This is a genomic window from Desulfoluna sp. CLI2B, assembly GCF_056847375.1.
On sequence record NZ_CP186557.1, the window covers coordinates 1,034,195 to 1,055,700 of the forward strand.

The window sequence follows — 21,506 nt, forward strand, 5'->3', positions numbered from 1 at the left end:
GAGCAGAGGAAGAGGCGGCGCGCTGGCCCCCTCCCACAGCGAATAAGCAAGCACCACGCACCGGGGCCATCCAACCACACGCCCCGGTGTTTTTTGTCTTTTTTTTGCAAGGAGTACGAATAAAAAAATGGCTATCCAAGATATATTCCAGGCCGTCATCGGCCTTGATGCCGGCAAAGTCGTCAGCGAAGTCAACGGAGAACTCGAGGCAGGGACCAACGCAAACACCATCCTCCAGGAGGGACTCATCAAGGCCATGGATGAAGTCGGTGAGCGCTTTTCCGCCGGGGAGACTTTTGTGCCGGAGATGCTCATGTCCGCCCAGGCCATGAAAACCGGCGTGGAGGTCCTGAAGCCCCATCTCACCGGTGAGGCCGACACAAAAATCGGCACCATTGTCATCGGATCGGTGCACGGGGACCTGCATGACATCGGGAAAAACCTGGTGTGCATCATGCTGGAAGGCGCGGGCTTCAATGTGGTGGACCTGGGCGTGGATATCACCAAGGAGGCCTTCGTGGAGGCGGCCAAAGAGCACAACGCAGACATCATTGGCCTTTCCACCCTTTTGACCACCACTATGTGCAACGTGGAAGAAACCATCGAAGCGGTTAAAGAGGCCGGTATCCGTGACTCCGTGAAAATCCTCGTGGGGGGCGCCCCCTTGAGCCAGGAGTACGCCGAAAGCATCGGGGCGGACGCCTTTGCCGCCGATGCCGGAGACGCCGGAAAAGTCGCCCGACAGCTGGTTCTTCACTAATCCGAATGCTCCAAGGCAATGGCGCATGGAACTGTTCAGCGCCAAAACGCCTCCGGCGGACCTGCCGAAATAGTTTTGCCTGATTTTGTATCAGGAAAGTTTTTTGCGGAGCTTTTTTTCAAAAAAGCGACCCGCCGGAGGCATAAGCTGAACAGTGACGTTTTTCCTGTTGTATCCACGCTTTTTCCCCATCCCTTTGGGACAGGCGTGGATGCGGCAGGCTCCCTGTATTTTTAAGCAACATCGCCGGATTTTGTTTCTGGCCCGTACATACATGTTTTTTTTGATCGGAGGTACCCCATGGACGGCAAGTCCTTGATTCTGAACGCCCTTAACCACAACGATGTCCCCCGCACCCCCTGGGTCCCCTACACCGGTGCCCAGATCGCGAACCTCAAAGGCTATGCCGCAGATGAAATTTTCAAGGACGCAGACAAGCTCGTCGAGTGCCTGCTGGAAGCGGTGGCGCAGTATGCGCCGGACGGACTGCCCGTGATGTTCGACCTGCAGGTGGAGGCCGAGATCCTCGGATGCGACCTGAAGTGGTACCCCAACACCCCGCCCACGGTGTGCAGCCACCCCCTTGCCAACGATTTTACCATTCCCACCAAGCGCCTGACCAAAGAGGACGGCCGCATTCCCATCATCATGGAGGCCACCCGACGTCTCAAGGAAGCCCGTCCCGATATTGCCCTCTACGGCCTGGTGTGCGGCCCCCTGACCCTGGCGTCCCATTTGCGCGGTACCAACATCTTCATGGACATGTACGGCGACGCCGACAAGGTCAAAGAGCTCATCAACTACTGCGAAGAGGTGGTCAGCGAGTATGCCGGGTTCCTGATTGAAGCAGGATGCGATGTGATCGGTGCCGTGGATCCCCTGGTTTCCCAGATCTCTCCGGTCTCTTTCAAGCAGTTCCTGACCGAGCCCTATACGGCCTTTTACAACAAGCTCAGGACCCAGGGCGTGCCCTCCACCTTTTTTGTGTGCGGCGACGCCACAAAGAGCATCTCCGCCATGTGCGAGACCCGGCCCGATGCCATCGCCATCGATGAAAACGTGGACATCCTGGAAGCCAAGAAGGTCACCGACGAGCACGGCATCCTCATCTCCGGCAACCTTCAGCTCACCATCACCATGCTCTTCGGCACCCAGCAGGACAACCAGAAGGCCGCCATCGAGCTCATGGACGCCCTGGGCACCAAGGACTTCATCCTGGCCCCCGGCTGCGACGTGCCCTTCAACGTTCCCCCGGAAAACATCGTGGGGATCGGCATGGCCGTCCATAATAAGGAGGCCACCCGCAAGGCCCTTGAGGCCTATGTGAAAAAAGACGAGCTTCCGGAGATCGAGCTGCCGGACTACGCCAGCCTCGACCACGTCCTCATCGAAGTGGTCACCATTGACTCCAAGACCTGCGCGGCCTGCGAGGGATGGTCCCCGCCTCCGCCAACGACGCTGCCGCTCCCTTCGGCGACAAGGTCAAGGTGGTGGAACGCTCCATCATGTACCCGAAAACGTCGCCTTCATGAACCGGGTGGGCCTTGCCAACGCACCGGCCATGCTGGTGAACGGCGAGATCAAGCACGTCTCCCTGATCCCCACCAGCGAGACCCTCGAAGCAGAGATCAACGCCGCCATGAAGTAAGCCCCGGCTTGCCGAAGGCAACCGGAGCGTGGCAACGAAAAACCCCGAGGCCCTTAACGGTTCGGGGTTTTTTATTGGCCCAAGGCTTGTTTTTGTTGGGGATATTGCTTAAGGAAAAGGCCTGGAAACCATGGTGTGATGCAAGGAGGGAGGATGGCTGTAGGATGGGCCCGTGACGGGGCCGTAAACGATCAGATCGATGCCAGTATCGGCGATGAGGTAAAGCGGGTCCGCGAGATGATGCCCACGGGCCCCGGTCTCACCCATTGTGCGTTGTGCGAGGAGGAGATCCCGGAAGCCCGGCGCAAGGCCATACCCGGCGTTACCCTGTGCGTTGCGTGCCAGCAGGAGGAAGAGCAACGCCAGACACGTGCCTCAGCCATCAACCGGCGGGGCAGCAAGGACAGCCAGCTTCGCTGAGGCCAGATTTCAGGGCGGCTCACCGTGCAGCTACCCCTGGCGCCCGGCATTGAGCCCGTGCTTCTTGAGTTTTCTCACCACGCTGGACTGGTCGATGCCCAGGTGCTGGGCCAGGGCCCGGGTTGTGGGGTGAAGGACCATGGCTTTTTTTAAAAGCTCACGTTCAAAGGCCTCGACCTGGGCTTTCAGGGGCTGTGAGGTGTCGGAAGAGGGCCGTTGCCTGATAAAGGCGGCCACCTGCCCATCCAGGGCCTCGGTTTCCCCAAGCACGACCACCCGTTTGACGATGTTTTTCAGTTCCCGGACATTGCCGGGGAAGGGGTAGCTCCGGAGGCTCTCCACCAGCAGGGGGGAGAGCTTGCATTTGGAGCCGTACCGCTCATTGTAGGCCGCAAGGTAATGCTCGAAGAGGACGGGAATGTCTTCCGGGCGTTCCCGCAGGGGCGGGATGGGGACGCTGAAGGCGTTGATTCGGTAATAAAGGTCTTCACGGAACCGTCCCTTCTTCACATGGGTGGCCAGGTCGCAGTTGGTGGCCGCGATCAGGGTGCAGTCCACTTTGGTCTCCTGGGTCCCGCCCAGGCGCATCACCTGGAAGTCGTCTAAGTACTTCAGCAGCTTTGCCTGGAGCGACAGGGGCATCTCTCCGATTTCATCAAGGAAAATGGTACCGCCGTTGGCCTTCTCCAGAAGGCCTGCCTTGCCCTGGGCCCTGGCTCCGGTGAAGGCACCGCCTTCGTACCCGAAGAGTTCGGCTTCAAGGAGGTTTTCCGGAACAGCAGCGCAGTTGATCTGGACAAAGGGGTGTGATTTTCGTGCGCTTCTCTCATGGATAACGCGTGCCAGGAGCCCCTTACCTGAACCCGATTCCCCGAGGATCAGGATCCGGGATACCCCTTTGTCTGCGAGGTTGAAACTCTTTTTCAGGGTGTTGCGGTAGGCCTCACTTCGGGCCACGACCTCGCAGCTTCCCACCCGAACCATGGTGGGGTCGTGAAAGGATTCGTTCAACAGCGCGTCAATGGCTTCGGAGTCCGACAGGGGCCGAACCTCACCGGCTCCGTTGACAGGTGTCTCCGTAACCACAATGCGATAGACTTCACCCCGCTCATCCACGTGCGGAATGCCGGTGTTGCGCGTCAGGAGCCCGGTGCGCATGGAGCGTGAATTGACAGACGCACGGGTTTTTGTCCGAAAAATGTCATGGGCCACGGATCGGTCGTAAAGCCCGTCCCGAATCAGCTCCAGATAACACTTTCCAATGAGAGACTTCTCGTCAACCCTGCCGTATTTCTCCGCCGTCTTGTTCACGGCGATCACCCGGCCAAACCCATCCCACACCCAGATCCCGTGGGGTGCGGAATTTAAAATGCTTCCCATCACCAATGCCCTCCCCATCAGGATTCGATGCCTATAAACGAGTAATAGAGAAGAAAATAAAGCAAACCATAAGCTGAAATCCTGACTGTGATGCCAAATACATAGCGTGCCGGAGCCCCCAAAGTCAATAACCAGGGTCCCATAAACAAACAGTGGTCACTCATGACCTCCTTCCGGCGGACCTGTGGAGAGTTGCCTCCACGGCCGGGCGTTTTTTTAGAGGGGCTGCCTTTCTTTCGATGCATTTTTACATTTTCGAAACCGCGAAAATTCTGCAAAACGGTGTTTTTTCACATGTTCGGTGCCGATGCAAAAACCCATCGCCAATGCCGCCTTGCATAACCACTTGTTTTTTCAACCTCTGCGGGAAAAGACGATGGGTTTTCGCATCGCTTTGCCCGCGGCCCCCCGTGAGAACGGCTTCCAACGCCCTTGATATAGCTCCATTCCTCGTCGAAGTCCCCCTGATGGCATACAAGTTGCTCTTTCACAACGACATCCCAATGTCCGGATCAGTAACAGCCACGGTGTGTGGCACCATGCAAAGGAGTGTACTCAGCCATGCAGAACAGACTTCAGTCCCTTACCGATCAGGAAATCGAGCGCCTTCACCACGCCACCTTGGACGTGCTGGGACGCACCGGCATCGTCTTCAACTCCGAGGAGGCCCTCGAGATCTTTACGGCCCATGGTTTTCTGGTGGAGGGAAGCAAGGTGTTCTTTACGGAGGCCCAGGTCATGAAAGCCCTGGAGACTGCTCCGTCGGAGTTTACCATCCGGGCCAGGAACCCGGAGAAGTCCGTTCGCATCGGCGGCGACCATTTCGTTCTCAGTCCGGGCTGGGGCGCTCCCTTTATCATGGATGCCTCCGGCACCCGTCGCAACGCCACCTGGAAGGATTCCACAGATCTCACCAAGCTGGTTCAAACCTCGCCTTTTCTGGACATGACGGCCAGTTCCATTGTCCCTGCCAAGGACCTTCCCCCGGAAACAGCCTCTGCCGAGCAGCTCGCCGCCGCCTTTACCCTGACGGACATGCCCATGACCGGCAACCCCTGCTGCAAGGCCAACGCCCTCATCGCCATGGACATGGGAGCCATTGTGTGGGGAAGCCGGGAAGCGGCAAGTGAAGCCCCTTTTACCATTATCTCGGTGAACCCCACCTCGCCCCTGACCTACGATCCTGACGCAGCCGACGGCCTGATCACCTATGCCCGGGGAGGGCAGGCCCTGCTTATTTCCAGCATGGTCATGGCAGGGGTCAGCGGGCCCATCACCCTTGCAGGGACCGCGGTGATGGAGATGGCCGAGAGTCTTGCGGGCATTGTCCTGGCGCAGCTGGTGAGGCCGGGGACCCCGTGCGTCTGCGGCGGGACCTCCTGCGCCGCAGACCTCAGGTTCTGCAGCGCCAGCATCGGCAGCCCCGAGCTCTTGAAACTCCTGGGCATCGCCACCCAGATGGCCGCCTACTACGGGTTGCCCTGCCGGTACGGGGGCGGCCTCAGCGATGCCCATTTCCCGGACACCCAGGCGGGGATTGAGTCTGCCATGACCATCATGGCCGGGCTGCTCTCCGGGGTCCATTACATGCACCAGGCCTGCGGTATTTTAAACGCCTACACGGCCTTGAGTTACGAGAAATTTATCATGGACGAAGAGATCGGCGGGATGCTCAAACGGGCCATGGCGCCCCTGGACCTGAGCGATGAAGCCCTTGCCCTGGACGCCATCCACCGCATCGGCTCCGGCGGCACCTACATCATGGATCCTATGACGGCCAAACGCTGCCGCACCGAATTTTATATCCCGGATGTCGCCGTTCGCACCTCCTATGAAAAGTGGGCTGCCGGAGACAGGGACGCCTTTTTTGAAAATGCCTCCAACCAGGTCCAGAAACGGCTCGAAGCCTACGTCAAGCCCGACATCGACCCGACCATTGAAAATGACCTGAGACAGTACATACACAAAGGAGAGTTTGCCGCATAACTTAACAACTTTCGAACCGGTGCTGGCTTGTGCTGTGAACAAGGCAAGCACCGGCGTTACGGAAGATTCATGAAATAGGGCCAAAGATGTCCCAGATCCATACGGACCTTTGTCCTTTGAAAAGAAACCCTGCCCGATCAGGCATGGCCGGGGCCGTCGTACACGAGGGGCTCTGCCTCCATGCCGGTCTCTTTTCCAGGCACAAAGATCCGGTGTCATCAACCACACAATGAGGAGATACCATGAATCAAGTAGGTCCCCACCCAAACGATGGATTTTTGAGACGGTACTTCGGAAAAGAGCTCGATCCGGCAATTTTCTATATCATCATCGCCCTGACCGTGCCCTTTGTGGTGCTCGGGGCCTTCTGGCCCCAGGCCCTGGCCACGGTGAGCAACACCGCCGTCGGCTTCGTCTTCAAAGCGTTTCAATCCACCTACCTGCTCGGTGTCACCGGTATCCTCCTCTTCTGCATTGCCATCGCCTTTTCTCCTTTCGGCAAGGTCCGGCTGGGCCGGGACGATGAAAAGCCGGAGTTCTCCACCTTCAGCTGGTTCTCCATGCTCTTTTCCGCAGGCATGGGCATCGGTCTGATCTTCTGGTCCGTCTCCGAGCCCCTGGTCCACATGGCGGCACCCCCCACTGGCCAGAGCGCCAACGCCTTCCCGCAGCCCGCCTCGGCCTTCGATGCTGCTGCTTTCTTCGCTGGGGATCCACGCCTGGGCCATCTACGCCATCGTGGCCCTTGCCATTGCCTACTTTCAGTACCGAAGGGGCCATGGCGCCATGATCTCCCGGTCCCTGATTCCTCTGATCGGTGAAAAGCACGCCAACGGCATGGCAGGGCGCGTGGTGGATGCCTTTGCCGCCTGGGCCACCATCTTCGGGGTGGTCACCGGCCTTGGCATGGGGGGCATGCAGATGGCCAGCGGCATCAGCTCCCTCACCGGCATTCCCGGCGGAACCAACACCACCACCGTTCTTATTCTTCTGGTGACACTTGCCTTCGTGGTCTCGGCCATCACCGGGGTCTCCAAGGGCATCAAGCACCTGTCCAACCTCAACGTGGTGTTGATGTTTGTCCTCATCGCCTTTTTTGTGGTCTTCGGCCCCACCGCCTACATTTTTAAAACCCTGTGGATGGGCTTTTCCGATTACATGACCGACCTGCCCAAGCTCTCCTTTGCCACCACCCTTTTCGGAAACGACGGCTGGACCCGCGGCTGGACCGTTTTCTTCTGGGCCTTCTGGATCGCCTGGGCGCCCTTTGTGGGGGCCTTCATCGCCCGGATCTCCCGCGGCCGCACCATCAAGGAGTTTATCCTGGGCGTGGTCATCCTGCCCCCGCTGTTCTCCTTTATCTTTTCCGCCGCCCTCGGGGGCACCACCCTGCACCTGCAATTTGTTCAGGACATCAACGTCAGCGAGGTGATCAACCAGGACCTGGCCATGGCCCTTTTCGAGACCCTGAGACACCTGCCGCTTTTTCACGTCATGACCGGCGTCTCCCTGATCCTGATTTTTTCCTTTCTCATCACCTCCTGCGATTCAGCCACCTACGTTGCCGCGCGTTTTGCCACCAGCAGCATAGAGGGCGTGGAAGATCCCAAGGCCGGGTACTGGCTCACCGTCACCTTCGGGGTGATCCTGGGCCTGCTACACCGTGGTCTTCAACTACTCCGGGGGCCTCAAGGGGCTGCAGACCGCTACTATCGTGGGCTCCGTGCCTTACTTCATGATCATGGTCCTGAGCATCGTGGCCCTGGTGAAAGACCTGATCCAGAACGAACTTCCGGCTCTTAAGGACGCCAAGGCGCTTGAAACCGACAACGCATGATTCGGCAGGTGCCCGGCACCACCGAATCAACCCATGGTCCCATGGAGCGAGCGGAAGGGCTCCGTGGAGCCCTTTCGCCCCTGCCGGGAGGCGGCATACCACAACCACTGAGAAGGAGTACGCAATGACTGATTACACACCGGTTCTGGACATGATGCTCTCAGGGGACGGGGACAAACTCGTGGCCCTGGTCAAAGAGATGCTTGATGGCGGGATGCCGGCGCACGAGGTTCTCAACAAGGGGCTCATCGCCGGCATGGATGTGATCGGGGGCAAGATGGAGACCGGGGAGATGTTCATCCCCGAAGTGATCATGAGCGCACAGGCCATGGGTTGCGCGGTGGAGATCCTGAAGCCCCTGCTCTCCGAGGAGGACACTACGGCCGCCGGGACCATTGTCCTGGGCACGGTCAAGGGAGACCTCCACGATATCGGCAAAAACCTGGTGCACATGATGCTGGAAAGCGCCGGGTTCAATATTATTGAAATGGGTGTGGATGTGGCCCCGGAATCCTTTGTCGAAGCTGCCAAGGAACACAACGCAGACATCGTGGCCCTCTCCGCTTTGCTGACCACCACCATGCCCATGATGCGCCAAACCGTCCAGACCTTCGAAGAGTCCGGCTTCCGGGATAAGGTCAAGATCCTGGTGGGTGGTGCCCCGGTAAACCAGGAGTTTGCCGATGAAATCGGCGCCGACGGGTACGCCCCGGATGCAGGTTCCGCCACAAAGCTGGCCAAATCCGTCATGGCCGCCGGGTGATTCCCCGGGCCCCGGGCATGCTCATGCTCCGGGGCTCTGCCCGTGAACATGCCTTGCAACCGGAACGTTTTTACGGCGTTTTTTTCAAAAAGAGACCCAGCCGGAGGCTGTTTTTCACTCAATAAATCCATCCACCCTTGATAAGGCATACCACCAGGAGGCCCTCACATGTTTACCGTCATCGGAGAGAGAATCAACACCACCCTGAAAAACGTAAAGGCCGCCGTTGTCGACCGGGACGTCGATTACATCATAGAGGACGTGAGGCAGCAGGAGGCCTGTGGGGCTACCTGCATCGATGTCAACGCCGGGGCCCGCATCGGCCATGAAGAGGAGGACATGCGCTGGCTCATGGACGTGGTGCAGCAGGCCACCTCTCTTCCCCTGTGTCTGGACAGCCCAGACCCCGCGGTTTTGGAGATGGCCTACGGCCTGGCCGAGAAAAAGCCCATGATCAACTCCATCAGCCTGGAGAAGGACCGGTTCGACCCCATGATCTCGTTTCTTAGAGGCAAGGAGTGCAGCATCATCGCTTTGTGCATGGATGACTCGGGCATGCCCCGCACCGTAGCCGACATTGTGGATCGGGCCACAACCCTCGTGTCCGAGCTGGAGGCCATCGGCATGGCAAGGGACGATATCTTTATCGATCCCCTGATTCAGCCCATGAGCGTCGATGTGAACAACGGCATCATGGCCTTGGACGCCGTGGCGACCATCATGACCGACCTTGAGGGGGTCCACACCACAGGGGGCCTCTCCAACATCTCCTTCGGCCTGCCCCAGCGCCGCATGGTCAACCGGAACTTTCTGGCCATGATGATGGCCCGCGGGTTTGACTCGGCCATCATGGACCCCTTGGATACCGAGCTCATGGCGGTGCTGGCCACCTGCGAGATGCTCAGGGGCAACGACACCTTCTGCATGAACTATCTCAAAGGCACCCGCTCGGGTAAGATCAAGGCCTGATCCGAATCGTCGAGCCAGAAAAGTGTATACAAAGCCTTCGCCCGCACAGGTGCTGCATAAAGAACGCAGCCCGTGACGGCGAAGGCTTTTTGGGTTGGTCGGTAAAGGAAAGGGGGGGACGGGCACAGTCGGCTTGCAGGGGCGATGGGTTTTTGCATCGTCAACACCCTTGGCTCAAAGGGCGTTTGGCTCTTTTATGGAAGGCCGATGCGTTTTTGCATGCTGTCTTTTGTTCCCTGAGCCTGGTCGGTTGTGTTGATGTGAGGTCCAACCTGCCAAATTGAAGGGGGTTTCGGCTGTCTGGTGCCCACAGCACACGCAGGCGGTGAGGGCCAAGACTTGCACAAATGCATCGGTGGTTTTGATCTTGGTTGGGGCTGGTGTTGTAAGGGGTTGATATTTTGACGAGATATGATGGGTAAGGTCCGTGGCACGTCCCGTGCATATTACCTTGAGGTATCACGCACCGGGACCACGGGCTGCTGCCATTATCGACTAAGGCGTGGCGGCTTTTCTTTGCCCGCGGACCATCTCCGGTGTACTCGGCACCATGGGGGTGCCACCTACGTTCAATCCACGTTCCGTATGGCTCCGGCATCACAGCAAGCGGCCGGCGTCCCGGGGCACCACAGACGGCAGCCTTCCCCGACTATCCTTTAGCGGCAGCCGATGAACACGAATCCCCGGCGAGCTCCCCTGGCCGCCGGGGATTCACCCGGCATTGCGGCATCCCGGCATCTGCCCGTTGTGCCGCACCTTACCAATCAAAGGAACGACCGGCGTCACCCCGGTGTGACGCCTGTAACGCGCACCATCAGACAAGGAGTAAAAGATGACCAAAATCATGAGAACTTCCGCACTGACCTGCCGCCATATCGACCTGGGAGGCAGCCTCCAGGAATATATCCGCATGGCCGTTCCCATGTCCTACAGCACCGATCCCCAAGATGAGCACAACGCGGTGCGCACCAAGGCGGGCATGTACGATCTGACCGCGTTCCTTAAGTTTTACGTCAGGGGAAAAGACGCCGCCAAAGCACTGAACCATGCCATGACCCACGACATGACCAGGCTGAAGCCCGGCACCTCCAAATACGGCCCCTTCCTCCGGGATGACGGGACCATTTGTGACGACGGCATCGCCTTTAACATGGGCAACGATGAGTATCTGGTCTGGCACGGTGACGGGTGCGCCCGCAAGATGGTGGAGGCCTCCTGTGAGGGCTTGGACGCCGAGGTAGATGTGGATGATGCCGTTCACCTGGTTTCGGTCCAGGGCCCCATGGCCCATGAGTTTCTCAACGAATACACCCCCATGGACCTTCCCGCCCTGAAATACTTCAACCATCAGGAGACCGAGCTCTTCGGCTGCCCCTGCGTCATCTCCCGCACGGGCTTCTCCGGCGAGCGCGGGTATGAGATTTTTGCCCGCCCCGACACCATCTGCACCATCTGGGACAACCTCTACGAAAAGGGACAGGACCTGGGGATCATTCCCTGCTCCCTCTCCAGTATTTTTACCCTCCGCATCGAAGCGGGCCTTGTCTGGCGAAGGTTTGACCTCATGGAGAAGACCCCATGGGAAGTGGGGCTGGGCTGGGTGATCCATCCTGAAAAAGAGGCCGACTACCGCGGCAAAGAGGCCGTGCTGGCAGCCAAGGGAAAAGAGCGCTTCCTTCTGTGCGGCATTGAAGCGGATATCGATGAAGCCCTTGAAGGCGGCGAAACGTTGCTGGTGGACGGCCAGGAGGCGGGAAGCGTCAACGGCAAGCCGGCTTACTCCGTGAACCTGAACAAATCCCTGGCCTTCTGCTGCCTGAAACCCGAATGTTCGGCCGTGGGCACCAGGGTGGAGATCGTTGGAGACAAGGGGGCCTGCACCGGTACGGTGGTGGCCTTCCCCGTTTACGATCCCAAGAAGGAGCGGGTAAAAGCCAAATAACCGGCAGCAAATCCCCCATGGGTTCTGAAAACTGACCAACACGTGCCGTTCGGTGTTCCGAGGGGCACGTGTTTTTTGTGAGGTCAGCGAATGTGCTTTGGGCGTTTTTGTGGGCTAAACTGTTTTAACCCACTATATCAATGTGATACTATGCCTTCAGTGCTGCACGGCTTCCGTCCGGTAACAGGGCATATGCCACCCGGTCGGAGGCTCCGGGGCCGCCTGCTTTTCTTCACCGCCATGCCGTGTCCGGGGACGCCCTGTGACCGACCCCGACCACCCGGGTTCTTACCGGTTTCATACAAAAAACGTTTCCCGTTTCTAAAGCTCCTCTCAGGGAGGCAAGGCCTCCCGTCCATTTAATCCTCTGCTCTGCCCATATGGGATTCGCGCTACATAAACCCAGGCTTCTCTGCTGGGACCTTCCACCGCTTTTTTTGCTTCTTTCGACGGATGATGATGCACAAATCATGGATCAATAACCATGCGTGTCCAACCAACAGCCTTAAAGGAGACGGATCATGAGCGACGCCAGCAAGTGCCCGGTGACGGGCAAAACCGGCAGCCCGGCTGCGGGCAGAGGAACATCCAACAAGGATTGGTGGCCGAATCAGCTGAATCTGAAGATGCTTCATCAGAATTCTCATCTGGTCAATCCCATGGGCGAGGCGTTTAACTACGCCGAAGAGTTCAAGGCACTGGACCTTGCGGCAGTGAAACAAGACCTCTACGCGTTGATGACCGACTCCAAGGGGTGGTGGCCTGCGGATTACGGCCATTACGGCGGTCTTTTTATCCGCATGGCCTGGCACAGCGCAGGGACCTACCGCACCGGAGACGGCCGCGGCGGGGCAGGTACCGGAAACCAGCGCCTGGCACCCATCAACAGCTGGCCGGACAACGTGAACCTGGACAAGGCTCGTCGTCTGCTCTGGCCCGTCAAGCAGAAGTACGGCAGGAAGCTCTCCTGGGCGGACCTCATGATTCTGGCAGGCAACTGCGCCTTAGAGTCCATGGGGTTTAAGACCTTTGGGTTTGGCGGCGGGCGCGAGGATGTGTGGGAACCGGAAGAAGATATTTACTGGGGCACCGAGACCGAGTGGCTCGGCGATACCCGCTACAGCGGTGAGCGGAATCTGGAAAACCCCCTTGCCGCTGTGCAGATGGGCCTGATCTACGTCAACCCCGAAGGGCCCAACGGCGAGCCCAATGCCGTGGCTTCCGGCCACGATGTGCGCGAGACCTTTGCGCGCATGGCCATGAACGATGAAGAGACCGTGGCCCTGGTGGCGGGCGGCCACACCTTCGGCAAGTGCCACGGCGCGGGCAGCCCCACCCATGTGGGGCCGGAACCCGAAGGCGCGGGTATTCAAGAACAGGGGCTCGGCTGGAAGAGCGGGTTCAAGAGCGGGCACGGGGACGACACCATCAGCAGCGGCATCGAAGGGGCGTGGACCCCGAAACCCACCCAGTGGGACATGGGCTATTTCGACATGCTCTTCGGCTATGACTGGAACCTGGTCAAAAGTCCTGCCGGTGCCTGGCAGTGGGTACCGGTCAACCCCGATGAAAAGGACCTGGCCCCGTCAGCCCATGATGCGTCAAAGCAGGTGACGACCATCATGACAACCGCCGACCTTTCCCTTCGCATGGACCCCATCTACGAGCCCATTGCCCGGCGGTTCCACAAAGACCCGGAGGCCTTTGCCGACGCCTTTGCCAGGGCCTGGTTCAAGCTGACCCACCGGGACATGGGGCCCCGCTCCCGCTATCTGGGTCCTGAGGTCCCGGAAGAAGCCCTTATCTGGCAGGACCCGGTGCCTCCGGCGGACCATGAACTCATCGACGACCGGGATATCGAGGCCCTCAAGGGCAAGATCCTGGCCTCGGGTTTGTCGATTTCCCAGCTTGTGACAACGGCCTGGGCCTCTGCGTCCACGTTCCGGGGCTCGGACAAGCGCGGCGGGGCCAACGGTGCTCGGATTTGCCTTGCGCCCCAGAAGGACTGGGCGGTCAATGAGCCCATTGCGCTGAAGGGGGTGCTGGACACCCTGGAGGAGGTCCGGCAGGTGTTTATCCAGTCCGGCGGTAAAAAGGTGTCTCTTGCCGATGTGATCGTGCTGGGGGGCTGCGCCGGTATCGAGCAGGCAGTCAGGAAAACCGGCTATGAGATTGTCGTTCCCTTTTCTCCCGGACGCACGGACGCTTCCCCGGAGCAGACCGACGTGGCATCGTTTTCGGTGCTGGAGCCGGTTGCCGACGGGTTCCGCAACTACCTTAAAGGTAAATTTTCCGTGCGGGCCGAAGAGCTGCTGGTGGACCGGGCCCAACTGCTTACCCTCACCGCACCGGAGATGACGGTGCTCGTGGGCGGTCTCAGGGTTCTGGGGGCCAACACCGGTCAATCCTCCCACGGCGTCTTTACCCATCGGCCTGGGGCCCTCACCAACGATTTCTTTGTGAACCTGCTGGACATGGGCACCGAGTGGAAGCCCACCTCCGACGACGCCGATGTGTTCGACGGCGTGGACCGGGAAACCGGAGAGCGGAAATGGACGGGCACCCGGGTTGATCTCGTCTTCGGGTCCAACTCCCAGCTTCGGGCCATCTCCGAGGTGTATGGGTGCGGGGATTCCCAGGAGAGGTTCCTGAACGACTTTGTGGCTGCATGGGACAAGGTCATGAACTTGGATCGCTTTGACCTTGCCTGAATTGAGGCGCGGGGAAACCAGGGTGAAGGCGGCCTGTAATCGCCCTTTGCATCGCCCCTTCCGGTGTTCGGCATACCGTTTGCCGCACATGGGAAGGGGCACCGGGCTGGGGGCGTTGAACGCCCTGGTCCACAACAGAGCGGCATCTGCGTGGCGTTGGTCAATGTCGCCATTACATCCGGTTGACTGGGAGAATACCCATGAAAAGACGCATGGTTCGATGCCTTGTGGCCTCTTTCTCTGTGTGTGCGCTGCTTTTGTCGAGTGCCTTGGTTGCGGTTGCCGAGCAGGCGAAACGGGAAAACGCCAGTAACCCCCTTGCAAAGGTCAAGAACACCGATCTGAGGTGGCAGTACTTGGACCTGGACAGCGGTCACGTGAATGATTTCTCCATTGACGGCGCGTTCATGGCCCACGAGAAGGTGAAGATCAAGTACGAACTCCACTACTGGGAGACCAACGTGACCGGGAGCAGCGAAAAGGATTTCGAGTCCGCCCTGGTGAAGGGGATCTTTTTTCCGTCGGAAGGGATCTGGGGGGATTTGAAGTATCGCATCGCCTTTGGCTTTGACTGGATCGTTGATCTGGGAGATCTGGACAAAGGCATCGGCACAGGGGCCGATCAGATCGGTCCCTTTGCCGGCATCGCTTTGGGCTTCCAGAGCGGCACCATGTTGATTCCACTGGTCCAGCACTATCTCAGCTACAGTGGGGAAGACGTGAACACCACGGCCTTCCGCGTGATCGTGTTGAGGCCATTGCCCAAACAGGTATGGATCAAGCTGGATGCCAAGGTTCCCGTGGACTGGGAAAATGATGAAGCCATCCCGGCAAATGCGGAATTGCAGCTCGGCAAGCACATCAATGAAAGGATTGCCCTGTACCTGGATGGCCTTGTGGGGGTCGGGGGCGACAAGCCCTATGACTGGGGGGTGGGAACAGGCTTGCGATTCAAGTATTGAGATCCCATGAATAGTTACTTTTCTTTGTCTGCGGGCCCGTTCATTCGGCGTGTTTCAAGGGTTGTGTTCAGGTAGTTGAGGTATTGGGTTTTGGTGAGTCTCGGGGAAAAGCCGTCGATGATGGCTTTTCCCTTTTTTGCGCCGTCCCGGAGCAGGTCGATGAGGGTTCCTGCAAGGGCCTTGGCCGGAAAGAGGACAGCCGAGGCCATGTCCGTGACCTGGAATTCCCGGGTGTGGATGTTGCCGGAGACCCCGCCGGTGAACGGGTGCAGGCAATAGGTTGAAGGTCCCCCATGTCAAAAGAACCTGCAAATTCCGCCCCGTCGATGATGCGGGAACCGCAGAAGGGCAGGGCGTTTTCCTTGAACAGGGCGTCCAGCCCGGGCACGGTGAGGAGGGGCAGGTAGCCGGGCATGCTGTGGATGGTGGAGGCGGCGCCCACGGCCATGGCCCCGGCCTGGATGGCGCGGTCCACTTTTCGGGAAGCATCCTGCATGCCGGGAATGGTGCGGCCCCTGACAAAGCTTTCCATGCACACGTCCGCCGGAACGACATTGACCGCATCTCCTCCCTTGGTGAGGATGGGGTGCACGCGAATGTGGTCTTCGTCCCGGAAGGTTTCCCGCTGGGCGTGGATGTTCATCATGGCCAGCATGGCAGCGTTGAGGGCGTTGACTCCATCGTGGGGAGCCGCACCCGCGTGGACACCCTACCATAAACGGATCTCTTTGCCGATGAACCCGTTGCCCGTGGCCCCGATGACGGCGGAGGGACCGGGGCCCAGGTCCAGGGCGTGGGTCATCATGGCGATGTCCGTGGTGTCAAAATAGCCCTTGTGGATCAGCTCCTGCTTGCCTCCGTACCAGGTTATTTTCCCTTCCTGTTTCAGGCGGGCACGAAAGGCCATCTCCACGAACTCTTCGGCGGGAACGGCCATGAAGTTGACGGATCCGTCCAAGAGGTCAAAGGCCCCGGCGGCCTTGAGGCCCAGGGCCACGCCGGCCATGATGGCCACCTGAATGTGGTGCCCGCAGGCGTGGACAGCCCCGGTAACCGGGTCGGCATGGGGATGCTCGGCACAGACAATGGCATCAAGCTCGCCGAGGACCGAGACCACCGGACCGGGCCGGGAGGCTTTCGGTTTGGCCAGCATGCCGGTGACGGCAATGTTCTCTTCCACCTCAAAGCCGTGGCGTTTAAAAAGGCCTGCCACCTCCCGGGTGGCAACATGCTCCCGGTATCCCAGTTCCGGCTGGGCATAAAGGGTTTCCCCCAGGGCGATGAGGGTCTCTTGTTGAGCATCGATGGCCTGGAAGACGGCGTCTTTGAGCGGGTCACAGGGCATGTTTATTCCCCTTTGGGCATGGGTGGATGGTGGTGTCTGTGTCATACCACGGGGCAGGGTCGGAGGCAACGGGGCGGCCACCGCTATACGTTTATCTCCAGTCTTGCCGCGACTGAAGATAGACGCTTTGGTTTCCGGAACGTTTTTGCGGAGCTTTTTTCAAAAAGCGACCCGCCGGAGGCCGTGCGGGTAGATCTACAATGGACAAGTAGCAGCAACGTACCTGTTACCTCGAAGCTTGTGAACCAACACGCGTAAACCATCGGCGTTTGTGTAGGGCGAAGCCCGAGCCGAAGGCCCTTGCGCTTTGGCCCGAGGAACGAGGGACAAAGCGCAAGGGCTATATGCTTTCGAGGTGTTTTCGCTATAGTGGTTTCACCACCCTCGCCGCCGGAGGCAACTGACGTGTTGTTTTATGGCGATTAGTTGATTTTAAACGCCTGGCTCATCTGGGTCAACTCGGCGGTGAGGGATTCCAGCTCGGAGACACGTTCCCGCGTCCTTCGGCTGGCCGCGTCGATGCTTCCGGCGGCTGCGTGGACCCCTGCAATGTCCCTGGTGATCTCCCCGGCGGCAAGGGAGGAGCCTGCAATCCCTTCGTTGACCTCGTCGATCCCCTGGGATGCCTGACTGATGTTTTCGGCGATCTCCCCGGTGGCGATGGACTGCTCTTCGATGGCCGTGGCAATGGAGCCCACGGTGTCGTGGATGGTCTCAATGACCCGGGTCACCCCTTCCATCTCCTGAATGGTGGAGGCCGAGGAGTCCTGAACTTCGTCGATGCGTTCCTTGATCTGCTGGGTGGCATCCGCGGTCTGGGCGGCGAGGTCCTTGATCTCATTGGCCACCACGGCAAAGCCTTTGCCCGACTCTCCGGCCCGGGCTGCCTCGATGGTGGCGTTGAGGGCCAGCAGGTTGATCTGCTGGGAGATCTCGGCGATGACGTCGGTGACCTGACCGATGTTGTCTGCGGCATTGGCCAGGTCTCCGATGCGCGCTGAGGAGGTCCTGGCCTTTTCCACGGCGCTGTCCGAGGTGGATCGGGCCTCTTCCGACCGGCGGGCCACTTCGGTGATGGTGCTGTTGAGCTGCTCCGTGGCCGTGGCAACCGATCCGATGTTGGTGGTGGACTGCTCCATGGCGGCGGCCACGCCGGAGAGCCCGGTGCTGAGCTCTTCGGCTGCTCCGGCAACTGTGGAGGAGCGGTCGTTGGTGTCGGCTGCGTCCCGGGTGGTTGCATCGGAGATCCCCGCAAGGTCCGTGGCCGTGCTCTCAAGGACACCCACCCCATTGATCACCCGGCCCACCATGGTGCGAAGAATGGCCGTACCGATGTCAGCCCCCGGATAAGCTGGCCCACCTCGTCGTTTCTGTGAATGTCGAGGGTGGTGCTGAAGTCGCCCTTGGACAGGGTTTCGGCATAGGTGGCCGCCCCTGCAACGGGTTTTGCAATGGAACGGGCCAAGAGGGTTCCGGCCAGGATGACCAGGCCGGTTGCCACCGCAGCCATGAGAAGGGCGAGGCGCTTCATGGTGGAAACCGCGGCCAGAGCCTCGGATTCATCCACCTCGGCGATGATGGCCCAGGTGATGTCCCCCAGGGAGACCGGGGCCCAGGCCGAGAGCACAGGGTTTCCGTTGTAGTCGTGGATGATGTGGGTGTCCGAGTTGCCGGAAAGCGCTTGGTTTACGGCTTCGGTGTTGACGCTGCCGCTGGCCGGGTCGGCAAAGGAGGCCTTCACCGAGTGGGTCTCCGGCGCCAGCCGGGAGTCGGACCGCATCAGGCGGTCAGAGCCCACCAGGTAGGTCTCTCCGCTTTGGCCCAGGCCTTCTCTTTGCTGCATGATCGTGTTGATGCGGTGAATGGAGAGCTGAAGGGCCACCACCAGCTCCACGTTTCCCCCGTGCACCACGGACTGGGCGATGAAGGCGGCGGGTTCCCCGTTGCTGGGGGCATAGGGATAAAAATCCTCCATGGCGAACCGGTTGGTGTCCATGGCCTTTCGGGTCAGGCGGCCCAGGCCGCTGTTCGCATAGGGGCCGGTGAGGATGTTGGTGCCGAAGTCGGCTTCATGGGTGACGGAGTAGAAGATGCTGCCTTCGGGGTGGATGAGAAAGAGGTCGTAGTAACCGTATTCCCGTGTGAATCGGGCGTAAAAGTCACCCTGGCCCTCGGTGTCTCCCGGAGTGATGGCCTCCTCCAGATCGACCTTGGTGACGCACCCCCATGAGAGGCCGGGGATGCGCAAAGGGTCGGCTGCTACCATGACCAGCTTCCCCCTGGAGTCGGTGTAGACGCCGCGCTCGCTTTCTCCTTCCATCACCATGTGGATGTACGGTGTGTCGATGGGGGCACCGATTACATACGCACCGTCCCCCATGGTGAGCATGTCGCTGCGAAAAGCTGTCTGGCCACCGCTGCGACCCACGAGGTAGGTCTCACCGGAGCTTCCCATTCCGCTTTTTTTCTGCACGATGGCGTTGATCTGGTCGTGGGGAATCTGAAGGGCCACCACCCCAGCTATGTCACCGTCTGCGTTGTGGATCGGAGCACCGATGAAGGCGGCCTGGGCCCCACCGCTGGGGGCGTACGGGGAGAAGTCGCTGACCGCGGTTTTTCCGCTTGCAACGACCCGGCGAAAAAGCTCCGAGAGTCCCTGATCCCGATGGGGGCCCGTGAGGAGGTTGGTGCCGAGATCCGGCTCCATTGCCACGGAGAACACGACGTGGCCGCTTCGGGCGTCCATGAGAAGGAGGTCACTGTACCCTCTCGTACGTGCAAACTCGGTGAGGGGACCGGATACGCGGTTTCGGATGGCCTGGTAGGCAGGCGTCTCCACGGGAAAGGATCCGTCTGCCTCCACACCCTGGTTGAGGCCATAGGATAAAAAGCCGAAAAGGGCCCGATTCACGTCACTGCCGCCGGACAAGACGGTGATGTCCTGGCGGACGCCATTGAAAAACGATTCGACCCAGGAGCGCTTTAACTCCTGGATGCTGTCGAGCTTGTCAAAGGCTGCCTGGTAATTGGCATCCACCACCTCCAGGAGGGTTTGCATGTGATTCTGCTTTTCCGTCCAGTAGGCCTCCACCTGCTTTTTTTTCACGGACCGCAGGCTGGTGAGCTGATCAAAGGCCTGGCGGGAGAGGGCGGTATCAGCTCTATCTGCAAGCAGGAACGTCACAAGCAGAAGGGGGATGACGCCCACCAACAGGAAGACGGAAACGAGTTTGGGGCCAAGCTTGATGTTTTTCAGCATGAATGCCTTTCTCCTTTACATGATATGCCGAAGCACTTTCTTGCGGGTTGTCCTAGTTTATGTCGAAGCTTGCATTGGGCTACGGCACGTTTTTTTTGGAAAAAACAACAGGTCTGTCAACCGATAATCCTCTTATTTAAACGTGTTTTTAACGCAAGGGCACAGGGCGCTTCAAGACATTGGGGTGTATATCGGCGAGGCATGTGGATTGCTGAATATGAAATTGAAACGGGCGGTGGATTTTTGTGCGGGTGTAAGGAAAGCTAGTAAGTTGTGTTGTGGTTTTAGCGTGATATTCAGTTTAAATGAAATCGCGGGGGCGCGATGACTTCGTCAACATGGCCGCTGAGCGTCGGAGATACGCTTTTTGAGCTGACTTTGACCATCGAAGGCAGGGGCGTGCCGGTCGGGGCCGTGGGGCGGGAATGGGAAGGGGCTTGGCAGCGGGCGACGGCGTCGTCCAACGGGAACAGGTCGCGGCGTGTTATTGCCGCGCCTGTCATCATCATCTGATGCGGGAAAAAGAGGTGGTCCGGGCGTGTGTCGCGGGATCAGGTCGACGCGGTGTGTGATGCCTTGACCGGGGGCGCTGTGCCGATGCGGTAGATGGCAAAGAGCATGGCCGAGGCGCTCACCCACTGGACGGGGGAGAGGACGTTGCCGTTGAAGACGTAGTCGAAAAGGATGCTGGAGATGGGAAAGAGCAGCTCGCAGATGGTGGCCACTCCGGCGGTGATGTGCCGCAGGCCGTAGTAGTAGAGCAAAATGGCCCCACTTCCCGTGGTCAGGCCGATGATGCAGAAGAAGATCCAGTTGGTCTGGGTGGTGACGGCAAGCTGGGACAGGGCCCCCGTTGACAGGACCATCACCAGCATGATGAGGGTGGTCAGGCCGTAGCGGAAAAACAGGGCGGTCTGAAACGGAAGGAGTCCTAAGATCCGCTTGCCGAAGACCGTGGCGCTGCCGAAGGAGAAGGCTGCCAAAAGCGCAAACAGGGATGCGGGAAGCATCTTGCCGTTGTGGGCCAGGCTGGGAACGTGGAACTCAAAGGTGAGAAAGTAGCCGCCGATGATGGCCACGACGCTCCAGAGAAGAAAGTGCCTGCTGAAGCGTTCCTTCAGCACGAGTCGGGCCAGGAGAATGGCAAAGATCGGTTGGAGTTTTTGGAGCAGGGCCACCACGGTGAGGTGCTTGAACTCCACCAGGAACAGGGCCTTGACAATGGCCAGGGTCCCGATGGCACCGCCGAAGAGGGAGACAAGAAAGAGAAAGGTCAGGTCGCTGGGGCGCATTTTGCGCAGCCAGGCATACTCCCGGAAGAGGATGGGCTGCATCACGGCAAAGGGAAGGGCGTGGAGCATAAAGACCACGTAAGCCACGTCCAGGTTGTACATGCGGGGTGTGAGTACCACCGCGTCAAATCCCCACATCATGGCTGCCATGGCCACGAAGTAGGCACCTATTTTTTGGCTGACTGCCGACATTATGTCTCTCTTTCGTCTCTGTAAAAAAAGCGTGTCGCTG

16 protein-coding genes and 1 pseudogene are annotated in these 21,506 nt (G+C 59.3%); 11 read left to right on the forward strand and 6 right to left on the reverse strand.

The genetic code is table 11. From position 1 onward, the window contains the following. Nucleotides 1-127: 127 nt before the first annotated feature. The 3 genes from ACOYW2_RS05130 (at nt 128) to ACOYW2_RS05140 (ending at nt 2,828) form a co-directional block, all read left to right on the forward strand. On the forward strand, nt 128-760 hold the full coding sequence (locus tag ACOYW2_RS05130) for a corrinoid protein (RefSeq protein WP_180145735.1): 633 nt from the start codon (nt 128-130) through the stop codon (nt 758-760). 300 nt (nt 761-1,060) lie between these two features. Beyond that, on the forward strand, nt 1,061-2,584 hold the full coding sequence (locus ACOYW2_RS05135) for a uroporphyrinogen decarboxylase family protein (protein ID WP_482769639.1): 1,524 nt from the start codon (nt 1,061-1,063) through the stop codon (nt 2,582-2,584). Further along, nucleotides 2,562-2,828: a DksA/TraR family C4-type zinc finger protein gene (locus ACOYW2_RS05140; RefSeq protein ID WP_180145741.1), complete on the forward strand. Its 267-nt coding sequence runs from the start codon at nt 2,562-2,564 to the stop codon at nt 2,826-2,828. The genes ACOYW2_RS05135 and ACOYW2_RS05140 overlap by 23 nt, the downstream gene beginning before the upstream one ends. 30 nt (nt 2,829-2,858) lie before the next feature. On the opposite strand, the gene ACOYW2_RS05145 is transcribed toward ACOYW2_RS05140, so the two are convergent. Beyond that, nucleotides 2,859-4,208 carry a sigma-54 interaction domain-containing protein gene (locus ACOYW2_RS05145; RefSeq protein ID WP_482417161.1) on the reverse strand — a complete coding sequence of 450 codons (1,350 nt, stop codon included), beginning with the start codon at nt 4,206-4,208 and terminating at the stop codon, nt 2,859-2,861. 561 nt (nt 4,209-4,769) lie between these two features. Between ACOYW2_RS05145 and ACOYW2_RS05150 the strand changes: the two genes are divergently transcribed. The 8 genes from ACOYW2_RS05150 to ACOYW2_RS05185 all read left to right on the forward strand — a co-directional run bounded on the left by ACOYW2_RS05150 (nt 4,770) and on the right by ACOYW2_RS05185 (nt 15,378). Beyond that, the gene (locus ACOYW2_RS05150; protein WP_482769640.1) at nt 4,770-6,194 is read left to right on the forward strand and encodes a trimethylamine methyltransferase family protein; all 1,425 of its coding nucleotides are present in this window, start codon (nt 4,770-4,772) and stop codon (nt 6,192-6,194) included. A 242-nt stretch (nt 6,195-6,436) separates the two neighbouring features. Continuing rightward, nucleotides 6,437-7,015 (forward strand): BCCT family transporter, encoded by a 579-nt coding sequence (locus ACOYW2_RS05155; RefSeq protein ID WP_482769641.1) that lies wholly within the window; start codon nt 6,437-6,439, stop codon nt 7,013-7,015. Further along, complete coding sequence (locus ACOYW2_RS05160; RefSeq protein ID WP_482770982.1) at nt 6,933-7,997, forward strand: BCCT family transporter; 1,065 nt, start codon at nt 6,933-6,935, stop codon at nt 7,995-7,997. Before ACOYW2_RS05155 ends, ACOYW2_RS05160 begins: the two co-directional genes overlap by 83 nt. Before the next feature lie 158 nt (nt 7,998-8,155). Next, the gene (locus ACOYW2_RS05165; protein WP_482769642.1) at nt 8,156-8,794 is read left to right on the forward strand and encodes a corrinoid protein; all 639 of its coding nucleotides are present in this window, start codon (nt 8,156-8,158) and stop codon (nt 8,792-8,794) included. 168 nt (nt 8,795-8,962) lie between these two features. Beyond that, a complete protein-coding gene (locus ACOYW2_RS05170) occupies nt 8,963-9,763 on the forward strand; it encodes a dihydropteroate synthase (protein WP_482769643.1) in 801 nt (266 codons plus the stop codon). A gap of 832 nt (nt 9,764-10,595) precedes the next feature. After that, nucleotides 10,596-11,705 (forward strand): aminomethyl transferase family protein, encoded by a 1,110-nt coding sequence (locus ACOYW2_RS05175; protein WP_482769644.1) that lies wholly within the window; start codon nt 10,596-10,598, stop codon nt 11,703-11,705. A gap of 521 nt (nt 11,706-12,226) precedes the next feature. Then, the gene (gene katG / locus ACOYW2_RS05180; RefSeq protein WP_482769645.1) at nt 12,227-14,416 is read left to right on the forward strand and encodes a catalase/peroxidase HPI; all 2,190 of its coding nucleotides are present in this window, start codon (nt 12,227-12,229) and stop codon (nt 14,414-14,416) included. A 200-nt stretch (nt 14,417-14,616) separates the two neighbouring features. Further along, nucleotides 14,617-15,378 (forward strand): hypothetical protein, encoded by a 762-nt coding sequence (locus ACOYW2_RS05185; protein ID WP_482769646.1) that lies wholly within the window; start codon nt 14,617-14,619, stop codon nt 15,376-15,378. A 67-nt stretch (nt 15,379-15,445) separates the two neighbouring features. On the opposite strand, the pseudogene ACOYW2_RS05190 reads toward ACOYW2_RS05185, so the two are convergent. From ACOYW2_RS05190 to ACOYW2_RS05210, 5 genes and pseudogenes are all read right to left on the reverse strand, one after another. Continuing rightward, nucleotides 15,446-16,072, reverse strand: a pseudogene (locus tag ACOYW2_RS05190) (hypothetical protein); the annotation flags it as partial. 15 nt (nt 16,073-16,087) lie between these two features. After that, nucleotides 16,088-16,723 (reverse strand): zinc-binding metallopeptidase family protein, encoded by a 636-nt coding sequence (locus ACOYW2_RS05195; RefSeq protein ID WP_482769647.1) that lies wholly within the window; start codon nt 16,721-16,723, stop codon nt 16,088-16,090. 422 nt (nt 16,724-17,145) lie between these two features. Then, nucleotides 17,146-18,021: a methyl-accepting chemotaxis protein gene (locus tag ACOYW2_RS05200; RefSeq protein WP_482769648.1), complete on the reverse strand. Its 876-nt coding sequence runs from the start codon at nt 18,019-18,021 to the stop codon at nt 17,146-17,148. Next, nucleotides 18,018-19,982: a HAMP domain-containing protein gene (locus tag ACOYW2_RS05205; protein ID WP_482769649.1), complete on the reverse strand. Its 1,965-nt coding sequence runs from the start codon at nt 19,980-19,982 to the stop codon at nt 18,018-18,020. Before ACOYW2_RS05205 ends, ACOYW2_RS05200 begins: the two co-directional genes overlap by 4 nt. 551 nt (nt 19,983-20,533) lie before the next feature. Further along, on the reverse strand, nt 20,534-21,466 hold the full coding sequence (locus ACOYW2_RS05210; RefSeq protein ID WP_180145757.1) for a DMT family transporter: 933 nt from the start codon (nt 21,464-21,466) through the stop codon (nt 20,534-20,536). Nucleotides 21,467-21,506 lie beyond the last annotated feature (40 nt).

Excerpts from the sequence above, each read along its gene's own strand:
- ACOYW2_RS05195 (WP_482769647.1), bottom strand. The coding sequence starts at position 16,723 with ATGCCCTGTGACCCGCTCAAAGACGCCGTCTTCCAGGCCATCGATGCT.
- ACOYW2_RS05140 (WP_180145741.1), top strand. The coding sequence starts at position 2,562 with ATGGCTGTAGGATGGGCCCGTGACGGGGCCGTAAACGATCAGATCGAT.
- ACOYW2_RS05135 (WP_482769639.1), top strand. The coding sequence starts at position 1,061 with ATGGACGGCAAGTCCTTGATTCTGAACGCCCTTAACCACAACGATGTC.
- ACOYW2_RS05165 (WP_482769642.1), top strand. The coding sequence starts at position 8,156 with ATGACTGATTACACACCGGTTCTGGACATGATGCTCTCAGGGGACGGG.
- ACOYW2_RS05155 (WP_482769641.1), top strand. The coding sequence starts at position 6,437 with ATGAATCAAGTAGGTCCCCACCCAAACGATGGATTTTTGAGACGGTAC.
- ACOYW2_RS05170 (WP_482769643.1), top strand. The coding sequence starts at position 8,963 with ATGTTTACCGTCATCGGAGAGAGAATCAACACCACCCTGAAAAACGTA.
- ACOYW2_RS05130 (WP_180145735.1), top strand. The coding sequence starts at position 128 with ATGGCTATCCAAGATATATTCCAGGCCGTCATCGGCCTTGATGCCGGC.
- ACOYW2_RS05150 (WP_482769640.1), top strand. The coding sequence starts at position 4,770 with ATGCAGAACAGACTTCAGTCCCTTACCGATCAGGAAATCGAGCGCCTT.
- ACOYW2_RS05145 (WP_482417161.1), bottom strand. The coding sequence starts at position 4,208 with ATGGGAAGCATTTTAAATTCCGCACCCCACGGGATCTGGGTGTGGGAT.
- katG (WP_482769645.1), top strand. The coding sequence starts at position 12,227 with ATGAGCGACGCCAGCAAGTGCCCGGTGACGGGCAAAACCGGCAGCCCG.
- ACOYW2_RS05205 (WP_482769649.1), bottom strand. The coding sequence starts at position 19,982 with ATGCTGAAAAACATCAAGCTTGGCCCCAAACTCGTTTCCGTCTTCCTG.
- ACOYW2_RS05185 (WP_482769646.1), top strand. The coding sequence starts at position 14,617 with ATGAAAAGACGCATGGTTCGATGCCTTGTGGCCTCTTTCTCTGTGTGT.
- ACOYW2_RS05175 (WP_482769644.1), top strand. The coding sequence starts at position 10,596 with ATGACCAAAATCATGAGAACTTCCGCACTGACCTGCCGCCATATCGAC.
- ACOYW2_RS05210 (WP_180145757.1), bottom strand. The coding sequence starts at position 21,466 with ATGTCGGCAGTCAGCCAAAAAATAGGTGCCTACTTCGTGGCCATGGCA.